This is a genomic window from Streptococcus mitis (assembly GCF_946188685.1).
Taxonomy (GTDB): domain Bacteria; phylum Bacillota; class Bacilli; order Lactobacillales; family Streptococcaceae; genus Streptococcus; species Streptococcus mitis_CC.
Genome location: NZ_CAMHWH010000005.1, coordinates 104,917 through 123,498, shown reverse-complemented (window position 1 = coordinate 123,498; position 18,582 = coordinate 104,917). Strand labels below are relative to the sequence as shown.

At 40.6% G+C, this 18,582-nt stretch carries 18 protein-coding genes; 1 reads left to right on the top strand and 17 read right to left on the bottom strand.

The window, feature by feature from the left end; all coding sequences use genetic code 11:
- Positions 1-72: 72 nt before the first annotated feature.
- From ileS to pbp2b, 14 genes are all read right to left on the bottom strand, one after another.
- Positions 73-2,865: an isoleucine--tRNA ligase gene (gene ileS, locus N8N51_RS06425; RefSeq protein WP_261103832.1), complete on the bottom strand. Its 2,793-nt coding sequence runs from the start codon at positions 2,863-2,865 to the stop codon at positions 73-75.
- Positions 2,866-3,117: 252 nt separating this feature from the next.
- Positions 3,118-3,993 (bottom strand): DivIVA domain-containing protein, encoded by an 876-nt coding sequence (locus N8N51_RS06420; protein ID WP_025172902.1) that lies wholly within the window; start codon positions 3,991-3,993, stop codon positions 3,118-3,120.
- A gap of 8 nt (positions 3,994-4,001) precedes the next feature.
- Entirely contained in the window at positions 4,002-4,787 is a 786-nt protein-coding gene (locus N8N51_RS06415) for a YlmH family RNA-binding protein (protein ID WP_084930423.1), read from the bottom strand.
- Entirely contained in the window at positions 4,784-5,047 is a 264-nt protein-coding gene (locus N8N51_RS06410; protein ID WP_000576496.1) for a YggT family protein, read from the bottom strand. Before N8N51_RS06410 ends, N8N51_RS06415 begins: the two co-directional genes overlap by 4 nt.
- The gene (locus tag N8N51_RS06405; RefSeq protein ID WP_049502426.1) at positions 5,047-5,580 is read right to left on the bottom strand and encodes a cell division protein SepF; all 534 of its coding nucleotides are present in this window, start codon (positions 5,578-5,580) and stop codon (positions 5,047-5,049) included. Before N8N51_RS06405 ends, N8N51_RS06410 begins: the two co-directional genes overlap by 1 nt.
- A 9-nt stretch (positions 5,581-5,589) precedes the next feature.
- Positions 5,590-6,261 carry a YggS family pyridoxal phosphate-dependent enzyme gene (locus N8N51_RS06400; protein ID WP_004261850.1) on the bottom strand — a complete coding sequence of 224 codons (672 nt, stop codon included), beginning with the start codon at positions 6,259-6,261 and terminating at the stop codon, positions 5,590-5,592.
- Positions 6,262-6,265: 4 nt separating this feature from the next.
- Positions 6,266-7,522: a cell division protein FtsZ gene (ftsZ, locus tag N8N51_RS06395; RefSeq protein ID WP_247952701.1), complete on the bottom strand. Its 1,257-nt coding sequence runs from the start codon at positions 7,520-7,522 to the stop codon at positions 6,266-6,268.
- 17 nt (positions 7,523-7,539) lie between these two features.
- Positions 7,540-8,919, bottom strand: a complete 1,380-nt coding sequence (ftsA, locus tag N8N51_RS06390; protein WP_261096424.1) for a cell division protein FtsA — start codon at positions 8,917-8,919, stop codon at positions 7,540-7,542.
- 214 nt (positions 8,920-9,133) lie between these two features.
- Entirely contained in the window at positions 9,134-9,838 is a 705-nt protein-coding gene (locus tag N8N51_RS06385; protein ID WP_261103831.1) for a YwaF family protein, read from the bottom strand.
- A gap of 90 nt (positions 9,839-9,928) precedes the next feature.
- Entirely contained in the window at positions 9,929-10,540 is a 612-nt protein-coding gene (locus N8N51_RS06380; protein WP_261103830.1) for an NUDIX hydrolase N-terminal domain-containing protein, read from the bottom strand.
- The gene (locus tag N8N51_RS06375; RefSeq protein ID WP_261103829.1) at positions 10,527-11,900 is read right to left on the bottom strand and encodes a UDP-N-acetylmuramoyl-tripeptide--D-alanyl-D-alanine ligase; all 1,374 of its coding nucleotides are present in this window, start codon (positions 11,898-11,900) and stop codon (positions 10,527-10,529) included. The genes N8N51_RS06380 and N8N51_RS06375 overlap by 14 nt, the downstream gene beginning before the upstream one ends.
- 83 nt (positions 11,901-11,983) lie before the next feature.
- Positions 11,984-13,027 carry a D-alanine--D-alanine ligase gene (locus N8N51_RS06370; protein ID WP_261103828.1) on the bottom strand — a complete coding sequence of 348 codons (1,044 nt, stop codon included), beginning with the start codon at positions 13,025-13,027 and terminating at the stop codon, positions 11,984-11,986.
- Between the two features lie 172 nt (positions 13,028-13,199).
- A complete protein-coding gene (gene recR / locus N8N51_RS06365) occupies positions 13,200-13,796 on the bottom strand; it encodes a recombination mediator RecR (RefSeq protein ID WP_000966754.1) in 597 nt (198 codons plus the stop codon).
- Positions 13,797-13,806: 10 nt separating this feature from the next.
- Positions 13,807-15,864: a penicillin-binding protein PBP2B gene (gene pbp2b / locus N8N51_RS06360; RefSeq protein WP_261103826.1), complete on the bottom strand. Its 2,058-nt coding sequence runs from the start codon at positions 15,862-15,864 to the stop codon at positions 13,807-13,809.
- A 189-nt stretch (positions 15,865-16,053) separates the two neighbouring features.
- Here pbp2b and N8N51_RS06355 point away from each other — a divergent pair, with 189 nt between their 5' ends.
- Positions 16,054-16,905 (top strand): MurR/RpiR family transcriptional regulator, encoded by an 852-nt coding sequence (locus N8N51_RS06355; RefSeq protein ID WP_261023754.1) that lies wholly within the window; start codon positions 16,054-16,056, stop codon positions 16,903-16,905.
- Positions 16,906-16,966: 61 nt separating this feature from the next.
- Here N8N51_RS06355 and N8N51_RS06350 read toward each other — a convergent pair whose 3' ends face one another.
- The 3 genes from N8N51_RS06350 to N8N51_RS06340 form a co-directional block, all read right to left on the bottom strand.
- The gene (locus N8N51_RS06350; protein ID WP_000384864.1) at positions 16,967-17,317 is read right to left on the bottom strand and encodes a type II toxin-antitoxin system RelE/ParE family toxin; all 351 of its coding nucleotides are present in this window, start codon (positions 17,315-17,317) and stop codon (positions 16,967-16,969) included.
- Entirely contained in the window at positions 17,307-17,594 is a 288-nt protein-coding gene (relB, locus tag N8N51_RS06345; RefSeq protein ID WP_261103824.1) for a type II toxin-antitoxin system RelB/ParD family antitoxin, read from the bottom strand. The genes N8N51_RS06350 and relB overlap by 11 nt, the downstream gene beginning before the upstream one ends.
- A 96-nt stretch (positions 17,595-17,690) precedes the next feature.
- Complete coding sequence (locus N8N51_RS06340; RefSeq protein ID WP_261103823.1) at positions 17,691-18,575, bottom strand: ROK family protein; 885 nt, start codon at positions 18,573-18,575, stop codon at positions 17,691-17,693.
- Positions 18,576-18,582 lie beyond the last annotated feature (7 nt).

Here is an 18,582-nt window from a genome sequence, read left to right as displayed (position 1 = left end):
AAAAGCTAGTCAAAACCAAAAAGGAAAGGACTGTTTGGCAATCCTTTTCCTTATTAGTATCATACAACAACCTTATTTCTCTTCAAATCCTTCTGCGACTGCGTCCGCAAAATTTTCTTCTACGATGCTTGCACAGTGGTCACAGATAACTGCGTGGTAGCTGCGTTCTGCTGTTGTTGGGTCGATACGACGGCAACGGTCACATACTTGGCCTGCAGCACGTTCAACTGTAAAGGCTACATCTTCGAAGCTAACGGCAGATTCTGGAGCTGGTCCTTCTGCGATGGTCAAGTCTGACACGATTAAAAGTTGAGCTACATTGCTGTTTACTGCTTCGAGTAGAGTTTTCACCACTTCATTTGGATAAACTGTCAAGTGAGCTTCAAGTGATTTACCGATTACTTTTGCATTACGAGCTTCTTCCAAGGCTTTTTGAGCTTGTCCACGGAAGTCCATGAAGGCTGCCCATGTATCCAAGATTTCTTCTTGGTTAGCAAAAGTTTCTGCTTCTGGCAATTCTGACAATTGAACGAAGTCTTCAGCTTCAAACTCAAGATATGACCATATTTCCTCCGCAGTGTGAGGAAGGATTGGTGTCAAGAGTTTGGTGATTTTCACAAGAATGTCATAGAAGACAGTCTGCATTTGACGGCGTTCCAATGATTTGGCACCTTCGATGTAGACAACATCTTTAGCAAAATCAAGGTAAAAGGCTGATAAATCAACGTTGATAAAGTTTACCAAGGCCTTGTAGATTGTCAAAAATTCAAAGTTAGCATAGGCATCACGAATGGTCTTGACAAGCTGGTTAAAGCGAATCGTCATGTACTTATCAACTGAACGAAGCTCATCATAAGCTACTACATCTTGAGCCGGGTTAAAGTCAGATGTGTTAGCAATCAAGAAACGAAGAGTGTTACGAATCTTACGGTAAGTTTCAGAGACTTGGCTCAAGATATCCATAGAGATACGCACGTCGTTGGTTGAGTCTACACTTGTTACCCAAAGACGCAAGATTTCAGCACCAAATTGTTTTTCAACATCGCTTGGAGCAATGGTATTTCCAAGAGATTTAGACATCTTCTCACCTTTACCGTCAAGGGCAAAACCTTGTGACAAGATTTGTTTGTAAGGTGCTACGCCATGGTTAGCAACTGAGGTGATGAGTGATGAGTTGAACCAACCACGGTATTGGTCAGAACCTTCTAGGTAAAGGTCTGCTGGGTAAGTCAACTCTGGACGGTTTACTACAACTCCATTCCATGATGAACCTGAGTCAAACCAAACGTCCATGATATCAGTTTCTTTTTTGAACTCGCCGTTTGGTGAACCTGGATGAGTAAATCCTTCTGGCAAGAGGTCCTTAGCATCACGTTCCCACCAAATGCTTGAACCATGTTCCTCAAAGAGTTGAGCCACGTGTTCAATAGTTTCAGCAGTCATGATCGCTGTACCGTCTTCAGCGTAGAAGATAGGAAGTGGAACACCCCAAGCACGTTGACGAGAGATAACCCAGTCGCCACGGTCACGAATCATATTGTAAAGACGGACTTTACCCCATTCTGAGTGGAATTTCACTTTTTCAATTTCATCCAAGATTTCTTGGCGGAATTTAGAAACTGAGGCAAACCATTGTGGTACTGCACGCCAGATGATTGGTTTCTTAGTACGCCAGTCAAATGGGTATGAGTGAGAGATTTCTTCTTGGGCAAGAAGGAGGTTACCAAGTTTCTCGATAACAGTTGGAACTACCTTTTCATAGAATTGACCTTCAAACTCAGGACCAGCATTCTTCATCATGATACCACGTTCGTCAACAGTCACTGCGACTTCAAGACCATTAGCAATACCGACATTGTAGTCATCCTCACCAAAACCAGGGGCTGTGTGGACGATACCTGTACCAGAATCAGTCGTAACGTGGTCACCAAGGATAACCAATTCATCTACAGCTGTATCCCATGGGTGTTCTGTTACGATATGATTCAATTCTTGACCACAATAAGTTGCCAAAACTTGAACATCAGCCCAGCCAAATTTCTCAGACAAGCTAGTCAATAATTCTGCAGCAACCACAAACTTACGAGTTTCACCAGCAGGTTGAACCAAAACGTAATCAATATCTGCACCAACAGTCAAACCACGAGAAGCTGTGATGGTAAATGGAGTTGTTGTCCAGACTACGATATAAGTATCTGTATCTAGAACACCTTTACCATTTTTTACCTTGTTGGCATAGTAAAGGGAAGTTGAAACCAAATCATGGTATTCAATCTCCGCTTCAGCAAGAGCCGACTCAGATGACCAAGACCAGTAAACTGGTTTAGCACCACGGTAGATGTAACCTTTATTAGCCATCTCACCAAATACACGGATTTGAGCTGCTTCATAGTCAGGAGTCAAAGTCACATATGGATTTTCCCAGTCACCAGAAACACCCAAACGTTTGAAGTCTTCGCGTTGTTTATCTACTTGAGAAAGAGCATATTCACGGCAAAGTTTCAAGTACTCAACCAAGTCCATTTCTTTACGTTTGACACCTTGTTTTGCCAAAACTTGCTCGATTGGCAGACCATGTGTATCCCAACCTGGAATATAAGGAGCATAAAATCCTGACATAGACTTAGAACGAACAATGATATCTTTTGAAATCTTGTTCATAGCATGTCCAACGTGAATATTTCCGTTCGCGTATGGAGGGCCATCATGCAAGGTGAAATGAGGTTTTCCTTGGTTCAATTCTTGACGACGTTGATAAAGCTTTGCATCTTCCCATTCCTTTTGCCAAACTGGCTCTTTGGTAGGAAGTCCTGCACGCATTGGGAAAGCTGTTTTCCCAAGGTTAAGGGTATCTTTGAGTTTCATGGTATCTCCTTTATAAATAATAACAAATTAAAAACCACGACTGCCAAAAAGGACGAAAATCGTGGTACCACCTTTATTCGGAAAAAGATTTAGTCTTTCTCCCTCTTATCCCGTAACGTGGGGAACGTCAAATCTTACTAGCTTCAGACTTGAGTTTTTGAGAGGATAATCTTAGCATTAGGGATTACAGGACTCACACCATCTCCTGCTCGCTGGAAATATAAGGATAAGATATTGTTCTCAGAATATTTCTTATAAAATTGTAACAGATTCTTGCGGTGCCGCAAAACCTGGTTCTGAGTTTACAGCTTCAGTAGCTGGTGTTGGTCCTGAATAATGGCTTGGAGCTACTTCTGGCTCTTCATACATTGGACCAACTGGATGAGCTGGACTTTCTTCAACAACCGGAGCTGGTGAAACCACTTGTTCCTGCTCAGCTCTTGCTTCGGCTTCTGCAAGTTCCTTATTAGCCGCTTCGATACGCGCTTGCAACTCTGCCATTTCCTCGGGAGAAAACTGGCGAGTAATATCAATTGGTTCTTCCTCTGGATGTTGTTGCAAGACAGAGTCACCTAAGACTTCGCTGACCACTTCTTTGAAGGCCTCATCACTTGTCTGAAGATAAGTAGCTGTTGGGCGAAGAATATCTTCCCAATCTGAAGATTCAACAATTGCTAACTGGCTCTCAATTGTAGATTTAAGACGTTGATGGAAGACACGACTCTTGTTCTTCAATTCTTCTGTTTCAACAGCAACCTTCTTAGCATTATCAGTTGCTTGACGAAGAATTTCATTCGCCTTGTATTTAGCTTCTTCCAACAAACGTTGTGCATCCTGCTCTGCTTGGTGAATGATATTGTTTGAACGTTCAGTTGCAGCTTGTTTTACTCGCTCAGCTGTATCTTGTGCAATCAATACAGACTGGCTCAATGAATCTTTCATCTCATCAAAGTAAGACAAACGCTCTTCCAAACTCTTAATATGTAAATCCTTATCATGATTAGAGCGAACCAAATCTTCATAATCACGGACTACAATATCTAAAAATTCATCTACTTCTTCTTGATCGAACCCTCTAAAGCGTGTGCTAAAGGTTTTATCTTTGATTTCTAACGATGTAATTGGCATATTTTTCCTCACTTACTTAATAACAATTGGACCGTTAATTTCTTTTTATCTTTTTTTGTTTGCCCATTATCTCTAACGAGTTTCAATCGACCAAATTTCCTAACACTAATCAAATCACCAACTTGAACTGCATAATCTGATTTTTCAACTAAATGGTAATTAACTTGAACTGCCTGTTTTTCAATTAACTGACTTACCTGATTTCTAGACAGTTTTAATACACCTGCTAGAAAAACATCTAATCTAGAACTAGCAATACAAATATCTAATTCTTGATAATCTTCTACTGTAGCAATTCTCTCAGTAAAATGCCGTTCTTCTAGACGAACCGGTAAACGAGCAATTTTCGTAATGCCGTCTTGAAAAAGGAGCATAAACTGTCGATTAATGATAATCTGTGCCCTCTCTTCGTTGACTAAGATATCACCAAATAGCTTCCTATCAATTCCGAGCTTGTTTAAAACAGTACCTAATATTTTTGCATGCGTTAGGCGTTCAAACTTATTAGGATAGACAATTTCTTGCAAGGAAAGTTCAAAATCAGAGAATTCTGGCTCAAAATAATCAGGATACAGGAGTACCCGTACATATTCAGTTTCAAGAAACTGCCGACTGCTCATGTAGGAGATGCTGTTGGTTGATGCTAGCACCTTTAAAATCTTTTCTTGATGGGGATTTACAAAAGGTGTTAAAAAAGGAGAATAAGAATCTTCTACCTTTTTTATCCATTCTACTCCCTTATCAATAAAAGACGAATCATTCTTAGAAAAGTGTTGATAAATCATCTTGTTCATAGAAAGATCACTAAAAGTCGAATCAACTGTTCCCCTAGGAAGTGAACTAGTAATACCGCAATCCAGACAGACAAGTCAAGACCTGCAATCTGGAGAGGTAAACGTTGCAAGGGAGCTACTATCGGTTTCACTAAACTAATAATCAAGCGTCCAAGACGTGATTCATAAGCATTAGGAAACCAAGACATCAGAGCAAACACGATTAAAATCAGTGAATAGATATCCACTGCATTTTGAACAAAACGAATGAGAAAGATCATTATCTCACTCTCGTACGTTTCATATCAAAGCCAAATTCACCATTTTGTGATTCATCTGGAATTTTGATGTCTTCAATATTGACGACAACATCAACTGGTGTCAGCAGGTACATAGTAGATGCTACCTTTTTCATGTTACCAGCTAAAACGTGGCGCGCCCCATCCAGATAATCCAAACAACGACGTGCTTGAACTTCTGTCATATATTGGAAATCAATCAAAATACTTTCGTTACCAGCTAATAAATCAACAATATCTGTGGCATCTTCGTATTTACGTGGATAACGAACATCAATTGTCACCTTATCAGTAGAACGTTGACTTTGCATAGCCAACTCTTGTTGACGGGCATGAAGACGAGTGATGTTTTTATCTTTAGATGGCGTGCTAGCAGCTTGTTGAGGCAACTCTTGAACAGAAGGGACTGGAGTCACAATCGGCTCTTCAGCTTTAGGCTGATATGCAGTACCAACATCTTCTCCATCTTCTGTAAAATAATCTATAAATTTATCAAATCTATCTTTTAAAGACATATTTCTTTCCTATTTAAAAAATGCTGTACCAATTCTGACAAATGTTGAGCCAAATTCAATCGCTTCCTTGTAGTCACGACTCATACCCATACTCAAGTCCGTCATTGGCATATTGGGAATTTGTTTTTCTCTAATTTCTAGTTGCAAATCCTGAGTAGCTTTAAAAATTTCTTTCAACTCATCACTACTAGCTTCAAAAGGAGCCATGGTCATCAAGCCGACATATTCAATTTTATCTAAGGTGGCCAATTCTGGCAAGAGCTCTAATAGTTCTTCCCTTGAAAAACCATGTTTGCTCTCTTCCCTTGAGATATTTACTTGTAAGAAACACTTAACAACTCGGTCACTTCTTTTTTGAATTTCCTCTGCTAGCTTTAATGAATCCAAAGCGTGGAAATAATCAACATACTGAATGACATCTTTGACCTTGCGTCTTTGCAAGGTTCCAATCAAATGCCAGGTAATATTTCTATCTTTTAAAGCTTCATATTTCTCAAGAAATTTATCCACACGATTTTCACCAATATGATGCACACCTAGCGGAAGCAAAGCCTCCGCTGTCGGTACGTCTACATATTTTGTAACAGCAACAACCGAAACAGAATTAGCTTCTCTTCCTGACTGCTGACTTGCATCTTTTATTTGTTGAAAAACACGTTCTGTATTTTCTTTCAAATTCATTTACTTAACGATTTTTGAAAAATGGAGGAGTGTCTAATTCATCCTCATCGTGTAAAGATGGTGCTTCGAAACGTTCAACTGGTGATACAACTGAATCAGTCGGACGAACAATTGTCTCACGACGCAAGTCCCAATCACCAAATGCTGAAGTTTGAGAAGTTTCTGTACGGCGAGGTGCTGGACTTGGAATTTCTGCAGTTTCAGCCATATCAAACTGACGATTATGATTGTGTGCATAACTAGGACTTGCTTGTTCATGACGAACTGCTTGTCTTGGTGCATGGCCCACAACTTTTTCAACACGATCTTGGCGAACACCAGTTGCCACAACTGTAACACGAATTTCATCTTTCATGTTTTCATCGATAGATGTTCCGAGCCAGATGTTTACTCCTTGACCAGCTGCTTGGTTGACGATTTCTGAAGCTTCTTCTGCCTCAATCAAAGTCAAGTCGAGACCACCAGTAACGTTGACGATAACATCCTCAGCACCGTCAATAGTTGTTTCAAGAAGTGGTGAGTAGATTGCCTTACGAGCTGCTTCTACCACACGTTCTTCACCACTACCGATACCGATACCCATTAGGGCGTTCCCTTTATTTGCCATAACTGTTTTCACATCGGCAAAGTCAAGGTTAATCAAACCAGGATTTGTAATCAAGTCCGTAATTCCTTGAACACCTTGGCGAAGCACGTTATCTGCTTCGCTAAGAGCTTCAAGAAGTGGAGTTTTCTTATCAACAATTTCAAGCAAGTTGTTGTTTGAAATAATCAATAAAGTATCTACATGTTCGCGAAGCTGATTGATTCCTTCTACAGCGTACTGACCACGTTTGCTTCCTTCAAAACCGAAAGGACGTGTCACAACACCAACTGTAAGAGCACCTAAATCTTTAGCAATGCGGGCAATAACAGGAGCTGCACCAGTACCAGAGCCACCTCCCATACCTGCAGTAATGAAGACCATATCTGCTCCAGTAATAGCTTGAGTCAAGGCTTCTTCGCTTTCTTCAGCTGCCTTTTGACCAACTTCAGGTCGACCGCCAGCACCCAAACCACGAGTCAATTTAGGGCCTAACTGAATTACAGTCTCAGCTTTTGTACTACTCAAAGCTTGTACATCTGTGTTTGCTGCGATAAATTCTACGCCTGCAACACCTTCGTCAACCATGCGGTTAATGGCGTTTCCGCCACCTCCACCAACACCGATTACTTTAATAACTGCACCCTGAGCTGCTGCTGTATCAAATGAAAATGTCATAGTTTATTTTTCCTCTTTTATTCATCAAACATACTTCCGATTAAGCCACGGAAACGATCTGCGATTTTTGGTTTATTTTGAGAAGATACTTTATCTTCTTTCGGAGCAACTACGTTCGTAGAAGCTGATTGCTCTACCTCAGTATTTTGAACTGGTTGAATAGGGGTAGGTTGTGCTACTTGCGTAACGCGTTGAATCATCCCACCAAAATTAATAGGTTGGTGACGCAAAGTATCCTCACCCTTGACTGCTCTTTGTGCCAATAAATGCACTTCAGTCAATTGACCTGCAAATTCAGACAAGCTAATCACATGAGCGAAGGCAGGATTACGGATTCCAACTTGATTTGGAACGTAAAGTTTGACACCAACGCCAAAAACTTCCTGTGCAAGTTCTACAACACCTGGTAAAATAGCATTTCCACCAATCAGAACAATCCCACCTGGAAGATCCAACAAATGTCTTCTTTCCAACTCTTGTTTGATTTGTTCAAAAATGTGCTTAATGCGGGCTGAAATAATCTCTGCTAGGTAGCTTTCTGTAACTTCTACAGGCTCTACTTCACCAATTACTTCAACTTGGAAGGTTTCATTGCTTGCAAGTGAAGGGTAGGCTTCACCATAGTTCAATTTCAATCCTTCAGCTAGTTTTTGTGAAGTCTTCAAAACCTTAGAGATATCTTTTGTGACATAATCTCCACCTTCTTGAAGAATATTTGTAAACTGGAGTTCTTGGTTACGGATTGTAGCAACAGTTGTTTGACCTGCTCCCATATCAATCACAGTAGCTCCAAATTCACGCTCTCCTTCGTTCAAGACTGAACGAACCAAAGCCAATGGTGAAATAATAATATTTTCAACTTGAACACCTGAGCGCTCAACTGTCTTGCGTAAATTGTGAAGAATAGTACGTGGACCTGTGTAAAGCAAACCACGCATTTCAAGACGAACCCCCATCATGCCACGCGGGTCACGAATACCTTGGAAGCCATCTACGATAAATTCTTCTGGAATAAACGTAATGACTTCACGATCTGGTGTCATACTCTTTGTCAAAGCTGATTTAACAACATTTTCGACATCTTGATCTGTAATTTCTTTTGTATCAGATGTAACTGGAATCATTCCTTGAGTTGGTTCTACCTGCAAAAGATTTCCAGGCAAACCAACATTCACTGATTTGATTGAAATGCCAGCTTTCTCTTCTGCTTGGGAAATAGCTGACTTGATAGCTGCTGCTGCTGCTTCAATATCAACGATAATCCCATCCTTTACACCTTTACTCTTGGCATTACTTACACCAATTACATTAAGTTCACCATTTCTAAGTTCGGCAACCAATACTTTAATCGAATTAGTTCCGATATCTAAGCCTGTAAAAAAACCATCTCTAGCCATTACATCGCATCCTCTCTCTTCCAAGTTTCAAACTTCTATTCAAAATAGCTAAAATAGGGCATAGCTATTCACAGAATATTATAACACAAAAAATCCAATCGTGCTTAGTTTTTCCTAAATTTACTTACCATTTTTTCACATTCGTTCCTTAGATTTTTTTATTTTCCAAACAAGCTATAAAAAATCAGATTTATGAAAAAAAGAAAGCTTAAAATCAAGCTTTCTTTGCAATCATTTTTTCTGCTTCTTGTTCTAAAAATAGTTCCAAGATTTTCTTTGTTAACGTAATCGCTGCTGATAAGGCTAGGGAAACGATTAAATAATTAGCTACTAAGCCATGGTCTCCAACCAATGGTGGTTTTGTCAAGAATCCGTAATCTCCACCTGTTACTAAATTAACCACAAAAATCAAGGCATTTAGTGCAAAGGTCATGAGAAAAATTCCCTTCACATCCAGCAATCGCGCATTATACTGTCTCAATAGATAAACTAGAGAGTTCCCCAAGAGAGCTAAGTGACCAAAGATAAAAGATAAAATCGCAATATGTGGGAAAGGATAGGCATCTGGCACTGGATAAACAAAGGCTGCTAGTGTCCCAAATGTCCCCAATAATGCAAAGTATTGCTTATATTTGGACTGACCAGGAAGCAAGAGCACCACAAACATAGCCATACGGCAATGGTAAAAAGGTAGGCTTTCTGACAACGGCATATGATTGACCCAGTACCAACCATAAAGGAGGATCAACTGAACAGCCTGCAAGATTTGGAAAAATCGTTGGCAAACCTTCTTTTCACGATAACGATAGGCTGTATAAAAGGTCAAAGCCAAGAGTGTAAATATACTGACATACCAAAAAAGGTCAAATTTGGGTGGCTCTGTTGCTTGGGTCGTAAAGAAAATATCCCATAAATTCATCTAGTCTTCCTCATGATTCAAAATTTTCCTGCATTTTATTATACCATGCTATTGGTCAAAAATGGATTTAGAAATACGATAATCATCTTCTTAATCAAGATATTGCTCCCTCTGACCTTGATAAACCTGCCAAAGAATCTCGATTTGCTCCTTGGTAATGCGTTTTTCAGATAAATTCGGCAGTTGGTCAATTGCAAAAAATTGAAGGGCAGCGATTTCTTGATTTTCTTGGAATTGTCCATCGAGAAGCTTACATTCAAAAACAAACTTTGCATATTGTTTGCTCTGTAGTTGGAAACGATTGGTATCAAAAACAGCTAGCAGTCTTTCAACTTTGGCTTTAAAACCGGTTTCTTCTTCAATTTCCTTGAGAATATTTTCAGTTGGAGAATAGCCGACTTCACCAAAGCCACCTGGCAAAGCCCAACTATCCTCTCCTTGTCCCCTAACCAGACAAATCTTCTCATCCTCAACAATCCAAGCACGGACGTCCATTAAGGGAGTCGCATAAGCTGAAGTTGGTTTCAAGACTTCTGCCACTTCGTCTGCATCAAGGTCTGATACCTGATTCAACATTTCAGATAACAGACTTCGCAAGTCTTCGTAGCGCTCACGGTCAAAAGGATCCTTTGTAAAGGTTAGTCCAGTATCTGTAAGAGCAATCATTCTTTGAAGATACTTAGCAAAATCACTTGTCTTCATTTTCTAAACTTTCTACCAACTTAGCTAGATTCATAGAGTTAGAGCCTTTGAGTAGGATTTGGTCATTGACTCCAAGGCTTTCTTTGACCTGCTTGACTAGGTCTTCAAATTGGTCTTGGTCTTCTGTTTTCTTGAAGTAGTAAACGTGGCCAATTGGGAACATTTGACTGGCCAATTGGGCTAATTCAGCAATGTCTTCTCCATAGAAAATAACGGTATCAAGCACATCTGGAGAAAGGCTCAAAATCATCTGATTATGAAGCTGAATAGACTGGTCCCCAAGCTCCTTCATATCCGCCAACACTGCAATTTTCTTGCCACCTTCATTGGCTGGAATGGCAGAGAAAGTCTCTAAAATCAGCTTCATAGCAGTTGGATTGGCATTGTAAACATCTGACAGGATATCTGCTCCATTGGTTGCTTTCTTCCACTCGGTACGGTTACGCGTCAATTCAAGATCTCGAAAAGCCTGACGAATCTGATCCTCAATCACTCCTTCTTGTAGGGCAACATAGGACGCAATCATGGCATTGGTGGCATTATACTTACCAGTCACTGGTAAATCAAGGGCTTGTTCCAAGAAATTAGCCTTAAAGGTCAGACTATCCTTGCGCTCAATCAAATCTGTAATTTCCAACTCTGCTCCTTGCCCAAAACGGACTACCTTTTTATCTGTTGGCAAGTAGTCCTCTACAATAGAGTCAGCCGGTGCCAAAAGCAAAGAACCCGATGCCATACCATCAGCAATTTGCATTTTTCCTTTTGCAATCTCTGAACGGTCTTTGAAAAAGGCCAAATGAGCTTCCCCCACCAAGGTAACGATAGCTGTCTTTGGATGAGCCAATTCTGACAAGAGATGAATATCTCCCAAGTGATCCTGCCCCATCTCCAAGACCAACTTTTCTGTTCCTTCAGGCATATGGAGAACGGTGTAGGGAAGGCCAATCTCGTTATTGTAGTTTCCTTGTGTTTTGTAGGTTTTGTAGGTTGTTGATAGTAAATGCGCCAACATATCCTTGGTCGTCGTCTTGCCATTTGAACCTGTAACTGCAAAGACATCAACAGCCGTTTTCTCAAGATAGTAGGCAGCTAGTTGTTGAAAGGCAGTCAACACATCGTCTACTAGAATGTAAGGATGATTTGCGACCTCTTTCTCAGACAGGGTTGCAGTAGCGCCATTTTCAAAAGCTGTTTCGATAAAGTCGTGACCATCACGCGCTCCCTTGAGGGGCACAAACAAGTCCCCTGTCGCAATCAAACGACTATCAAACTCAGATTTTTCTAACTGGGTGTCCTCAAAGATGCTGATATCATTTTTAGCTCCTACAACTTGAGCCACTTCATGGATTGTTAATTTCATTTCTACTCCTTTAAAAAGGGTCGAAGCTCGAGAACTCTAGTCACCTTTCAGTGATGGTTCTGGCTCCTACCCTCTCTTTCATTTTATAGCAAATGCACTTCGCGCTTGTCAAAACTTTCCTTGGCAAGGTCAACCAAACGCTCGATTAGTTCTGGGTAGCTGATTCCCATATTGTCCCAAAGTAGTGGGTACATAGACCACTGGGTGAAACCTGGCATGGTATTGAGCTCGTTGAGGAAAATCTCTCCCTTATCTGTATAGAAGAAATCACAACGAGATAGACCTAAACCACCAATAGCACGGAAGGCAGTTTCTGCATTCTGACGCATGACAGCTACCACATCATCACTGATTTTAGCTGGGATATCCATGGTAATCTTGTTGTCAATATACTTGGCATCGTAGTCATAAAAGGCAACATCCTTGACTACTTCTCCTGGTAGCGTACTCTTGACATCGTAGTTGCCCAAGAGACCAACCTCGATTTCACGAGCATTTACCCCTTGCTCTACCAAGACACGGCTGTCATATTGGAAGGCAAGTTTCAAGGCTTGACGAAGTTCCTCTTGGTTTTCAGACTTAGAAATACCGACACTAGAACCCATGTTAGATGGTTTTGTGAAAACTGGATAAGTCAATTTTTCTTCAACTTCAGCAATTTTAGCAGTCATATCATCACCTTCGACAATGGCCACATAAGGAACTTGGGCAATCCCGACAGATTCTAAGACACGCTTGGTCGTGATTTTATCCATGGCAAGGCTTGATGACAAGATATTACAACCAACATAAGGCATTTTCAAAACTTCGAGGAAGCCTTGAACTGAGCCATCTTCTCCCATCGGACCGTGAAGTACTGGAAAAACCACTGCTCCCTCTTCGTAGATGGCACTTGGTACAACTTGCTTATCCCAATCAATGGTTTCATTGGTCATGAGACGGTCCTCTTGACCTGGAGTCTGACTAAATTCCTGCGTTTTGATAAAGTCACCTGACTGACTGATAAAGAAAGTCTTGACTGTGAAACGGTCGTAGTTGACCGCACGCATGACACTTTCCGCTGAAAGAACAGAGACTTCACGCTCTGCACTGCGTCCACCGTATAAAAGAATAATCGTTTGTTTCATATTATTTGTTCCAATTCTAATAGAATACTCGTTCTTTAGTATATCATATTTGCTTCTTTTTTGAAACTTGAACCTGATACTGGTCTTCAATAAATCTAAAAAGAGACCGATAAAACAACTGTCGGTCTCCGTGATTTTTGTATAAATGAATTGAGTGTTGATTTGTCTAGACTTACAACTCTGTTCGATTTTCAATGGCTCGTAAGAGCGTCACTTCATCCGCATACTCAATGTCCGCTCCGACAGCGAGACCTCGTGCTAGACGCGTAACCTTGATACCAGCTGGCTTGAGCAAACGTGAAAGATACATGGATGTCGCTTCCCCATCTGCTGTGGCATTGGTTGCTACGATTACCTCTGAAACTTCACTATCCATCAGACGAGTCATAAGGCTCTTGAGATTGATATCATCTGGACTGATACCATTCATGGGAGAAATGAGACCATGTAAGACATGATAGAGTCCATGATATTCTTGGATATTCTCCATGGCTGCCACATCGCGACTATCTTCGAGAACTAAAATCGTTGTCTGGTCACGAGTCGGATCGGTACAGATAGAGCAAGGATCGTCATCAGTCAGGCGACCGCAGATGGAACAGTAGGTCAGCTCTCTCTTAGCAGAAAGGAGATTTTTAGCAAATTCATTGACATCGTCATCAGACATTCCAATAGTATAGAAGGCCAGACGGGTAGCCGTCTTAATCCCGATACCCGGTAACTTAGAATAACTGTCAATCAGCTTGGCAATAGGTGTTGGATAAAGCATATATTCCTTTCTAATTCATTGGATGATGTTGGTTATAGAGGTTGATAATATCGCGCGCAATGGAAGGTCCGACACCATTTGTAAGGTTGGTGTTATGAGGGAAGACAACAGCTACAGCGATTTGAGGATTATCTGATGGTGCATAGGCCACAGCATTGGTATTGTTAGCTTTTTGACCACCCTCAACATAACTTTCGGCAGTACCTGTTTTACCACTAATGGAAACTGCTGCTCCATTTGAAAAGGCACGACCGGTTGTCAAAGCACTCCCTCCGTGAGAAACTTGATAAAAACCTTGTTGGAGGATGGAAACATCAGACTCAGAAATATTAATTTTATTCATTTCCTTGGTTTCAACAGATTGGATTAAGTCCCCTAAGCCGCCTTGTTCATTGTTTCCATAAATCCCCTCGACAATGTGAGGTGCAATCCGAACACCGTTGTTGGCAATGGTTCCAACGTACTGGGCCAATTGCATAGGAGTGTAGTTATCAAACTGACCAAAGGCATTGGTAATGTAATTAGCAAAATTATACTCTTTTGGTATAAAACCAGTTGACTCATCTGGAAGGTCAATGCCTGTTGAGGCTCCAAGACCATATTCCGCAAATGTCGAGCGAAGTTTCCCCATGGCGGATTCTAAATTGTTAGTTAGAACAAACATATTGGGTTGATAGGTCTGACCCATAATGCCCAAAGCCGTTTGAACCATATAGGCATTAGAAGAATACTCCAAGGCTTCCACAGCTGTAATCGGGAATGAACCGTAAGCCTGAGTGTACCAAGAATTAATCGGAGCTGAACCTTGGAAGACAATCGGTTGGTCTGTCAAGGTCTGATTCCCTGATAAGACTCCATTCTCCCAACCAGAGCTGATGGTCGCCGCCTTGACAACAGAACCCGGCACAAAGACATTGGTTACTGTTCCCAAGGAATCAGGTGTTAAATCTCCCGTTTTCAAGTCATGTTTTAGCCCTGACATAGACAAAACCGCACCTGTTTTTGGGTTAAGGGCGACTGCATACACACCTTCTGAATACTTGGCTCCTCCATTTCCCAGTTCGGAATTGAAGTAACTCTTAAGCAGATTGTCCACGCTATCTTGAAAGGCCAAATCAATAGTCAGTTTAATATTATTCCCTTTGGTACCATCTTCGATATTTTCGACACTTTCCATATTGCCATACTTGTCTAGATGGATTTCTTTCACCGAGCGTTTCCCTTGCAAGGTTTCTTCATATTGTTTTTCTAGATAAGAGGTTCCAACACGGTCGTTTAGAGAATAACCCTTTTTGATATAAGCATCTGCTTCTTCAGCTGGAAGACCGGCTTTTTCACTGGATACACTTCCTACTATAGACGAAAGTGAAGTCTCTAGGACCTTTCGATCCCACGAGGTTGAAATACTGATACCAGGTAAATTCTTAGAGGCCGAAGCTATCAAGGCAATCTGAGTATCTGTCAAGGAATCTGTCGCAATGGTTCCTGTCGCAAAATTTTCAACTGCATTAAGTTGGCTAAAGAGGTAAATTTCTTTCTTTTCGTCATCAGAGTAGGTCAATTGACTTGGATCGATACTTTCAACAGTATTATTGTAAAGCTCGGACTCAGATAATTGGTTGCCATCAGAATCAAGGCGCTTCTCGCGTGGTAAGCTTTCCACTGCTTTTTTATAGACATCTTGATCTGCCAGGTAATAGTCCGCCAACTGTCGGTCAGTCAATATTGGAGAAGAAACTCCCACATAAGCCAGCAACTTCTTGGCTGTTTCTTTTAAATCTGCAGCCGTCATTTTGTTGTTCCTTGTAAAAGATACAACTTGCTTGATGGTGTTTTCGACGAGAGGTTTCCCTGTTGCATCGTAGATTTGTCCACGGGCTGAACTAGTGGTCACCTTTGTTTTACTAGCCGATGCTAATTTTGTCTCATAAAAATCCTTGTTCAAAACCTGCATGTAAAGCAGGCGACCAATAATGGCCATAAAAAGCAAAATAACAATTGAAAACAATAAATTAAGCCGAATCGGAATCGAATGGCTATCAAATTTTCTCATACAAATCAGTCTCATTTCTATTTAAAATCTCACTCTTCATTGTACCACAATTTGAGAAGAAAATTATGGAAAAGAAGTGAGCTTTTTTAATTTAGTTTCTGATGGTTTTTTTATTTAAACATAACTATTTTATATGATATAATATTTACAAAAGCTACAAAAAATAATTATCGATTAATAGCTAGACTCAAATAAAGGAGTATCATGAACCCGCAAGATATCGCAAGCATTATTGATCTTCATTTTGAAGAGTTAACAGATCTAGAGCAAGAAATCGCTCGCTATTTTTTACAATCTGAAACCATTGCAGATGATTTATCTTCTCAGCAGGTCACTCAAAAATTACATATCTCTCAAGCCGCTCTGACCCGCTTTGCTAAAAAGTGTGGTTTTACAGGTTATCGAGAATTTATTTTCCAATACCAACACCAAGCAGATAATCAAGCTAGCCAACATCCCGACCACAGCCCCCTGACAAAACGAGTTCTTAGAAGCTACAGTAATATGCGAGAACAAACACAGGACTTGATTGACGAAAAACAACTAGAACGAATCGCCCAGTTAATCGAAGGTGCTGATCGTGTCTACTTCTTCGGAACTGGCAGTTCTGGCCTCGTCGCTCGTGAAATGAAATTACGCTTCATGCGTCTGGGTGTGGTATGCGAGGCCTTGACTGATCAAGACGGCTTTGCTTGGACAACCAGCATTATGGATGAAAATTGTCTCGTACTGGGCTTCTCACTTTCTGGCACAACACCTTCTATTTTAGACAGTCTATTAGACGCAAAAGAGATGGGCGCAAAGACTGTACTCTTTACAAGCGTTCCAAATAAAGATAGTCAGGCCTATACAGAGACTGTTCTTGTAGCCACCCACAGCCAAACCTCCTACATCCAACGAATATCCGCTCAACTTCCTATGCTCTTCTTTATCGATTTGATTTATGCCTACTTTTTGGAAATCAATCGCGAAAGCAAGGAAAAAATCTTTAATAGCTACTGGGAAAATAAAAAACTAAACGGCTATCGTCGACAAAAACGTGTAAGAAAATCCTAGTTTGGCTCAGCCAAACTAGGATTTTTATTCATCACTAAACATACCTCTTCTAGATTATGAATTAGTCATATCTTGACTTGGTCTTGAATAATTTCATGTAATCACTTTTTGAAGGGAGTAAATAAGCAAGTCTGACGGTATCCTCAACAATTGTATATAATACGATGTAATCCTTACTCAAGGTCAATCCTCGCGTTTGGTAGCGAGGGTCTAATTTCTTACCAAATTTTTCATCGGCATCAAATCCAGCTTGGGGGAAAATTTCTAGACGATTAATATCTTTTCTAATACTGGCTACTTTTCGTCTCGCAGCCTCTACAGAACCAATTTCCTCCGCTATATACTGATATATTTTGTCCAGACTATCAATCACTCTAGGAGAATACAAAATCCGATATTTTTTATAATCCATAGCGTGTCACGACATCCTCATCTGTCAAGTAATTTCCAGCCTCAATCTTGGCATAACTTTCTTGAACTTCTGCTTGTAATTGTCTAAACAAATACTCCTTCTCTAATTCCTCTTCACTCAGTAAATCTACTTCATTTGTTACGGCAACATTCTTTAAAAATAATCTGAGTGCTGATGAAAGAGAGAGATTTTTTTCTTTTAACACTTCCATGGCATCTTTTACTAATTCTCTATTAGCTTGGAAGGTCACAACTTTACTTGAATTTGCTATAGCCATTTTATATAATTCCTTTATATATTTTCTTTATTATCTCACAATTATAAAGAAAGTCAAGAGGATTTGATCAGAAAATCCTAGTTTGGCTGAGCCAAACTAGGATTGTTTTGTTTTGAAATGATAATAAGCTCCCAACATCCCTGCTGTATTTTGGTGATGAGCAAATTCTAATCGTGTTTTTTCAGCTAGGCTTGGTACCAAGGCATCTTTTAAGGCTGTGCGGATCTTGGGTTTGAGGATAGCCTCTTGTCCCATGATACCGCCACCGAGAATGACCACTTCTGGATTGGCGACGTAGCAAATATTTGCCAGACCTTTTCCTAGATAGTCTACCATACGGTCAATACCAGCCATACAAATCTTGTTGCCTTCAGTGGCTTCCTTAAAGATGCGTCGGCCATTCCACTGATCAACATCTTCTCCATGTGCTTCAGCTACATATTTCACTAAAGCTGTGGTAGAAGCCAAATCTTGGAACGCTCCATCCTGCATATGCATATAACCAACTTCGCAGGCTGAGTTGCTAAAACCATGGAAGACTTTCCCATCCATAATCAAACAACCACCGATACCTGTTCCAATGGTCAGGCAAAGGGTGACACTCGCTCCCTTGCCTGAACCAGATACTGCCTCAGCAAGACCCGCACAGTTGACATCATTTTCAATTTCACAAGGAATATTAAAGCTAGTCTCGATTTCCTTCTTGAACCGGGTTCCTGCGTAGTTAGGAATTTGAGGCCCAGCATAGAAAATCTCACCCTTGTCAGGATCCACCATTCCTGCTGAAGAAATAGCAACACCTGCTACTGGGCCTTGTTCTAAATAGCTGGCTACGATATCTTTGGTCTTTTGTAAGATATGAGGACCACCCTTATGCGCCTCTGTTGGCATTTCATGCGATTCAACAAGTTGACCTTCTTGGTCGATCAAACCATATTTGATGTTGGTTCCACCGATATCAATTGCAACATAGTGTGTCATAAATACC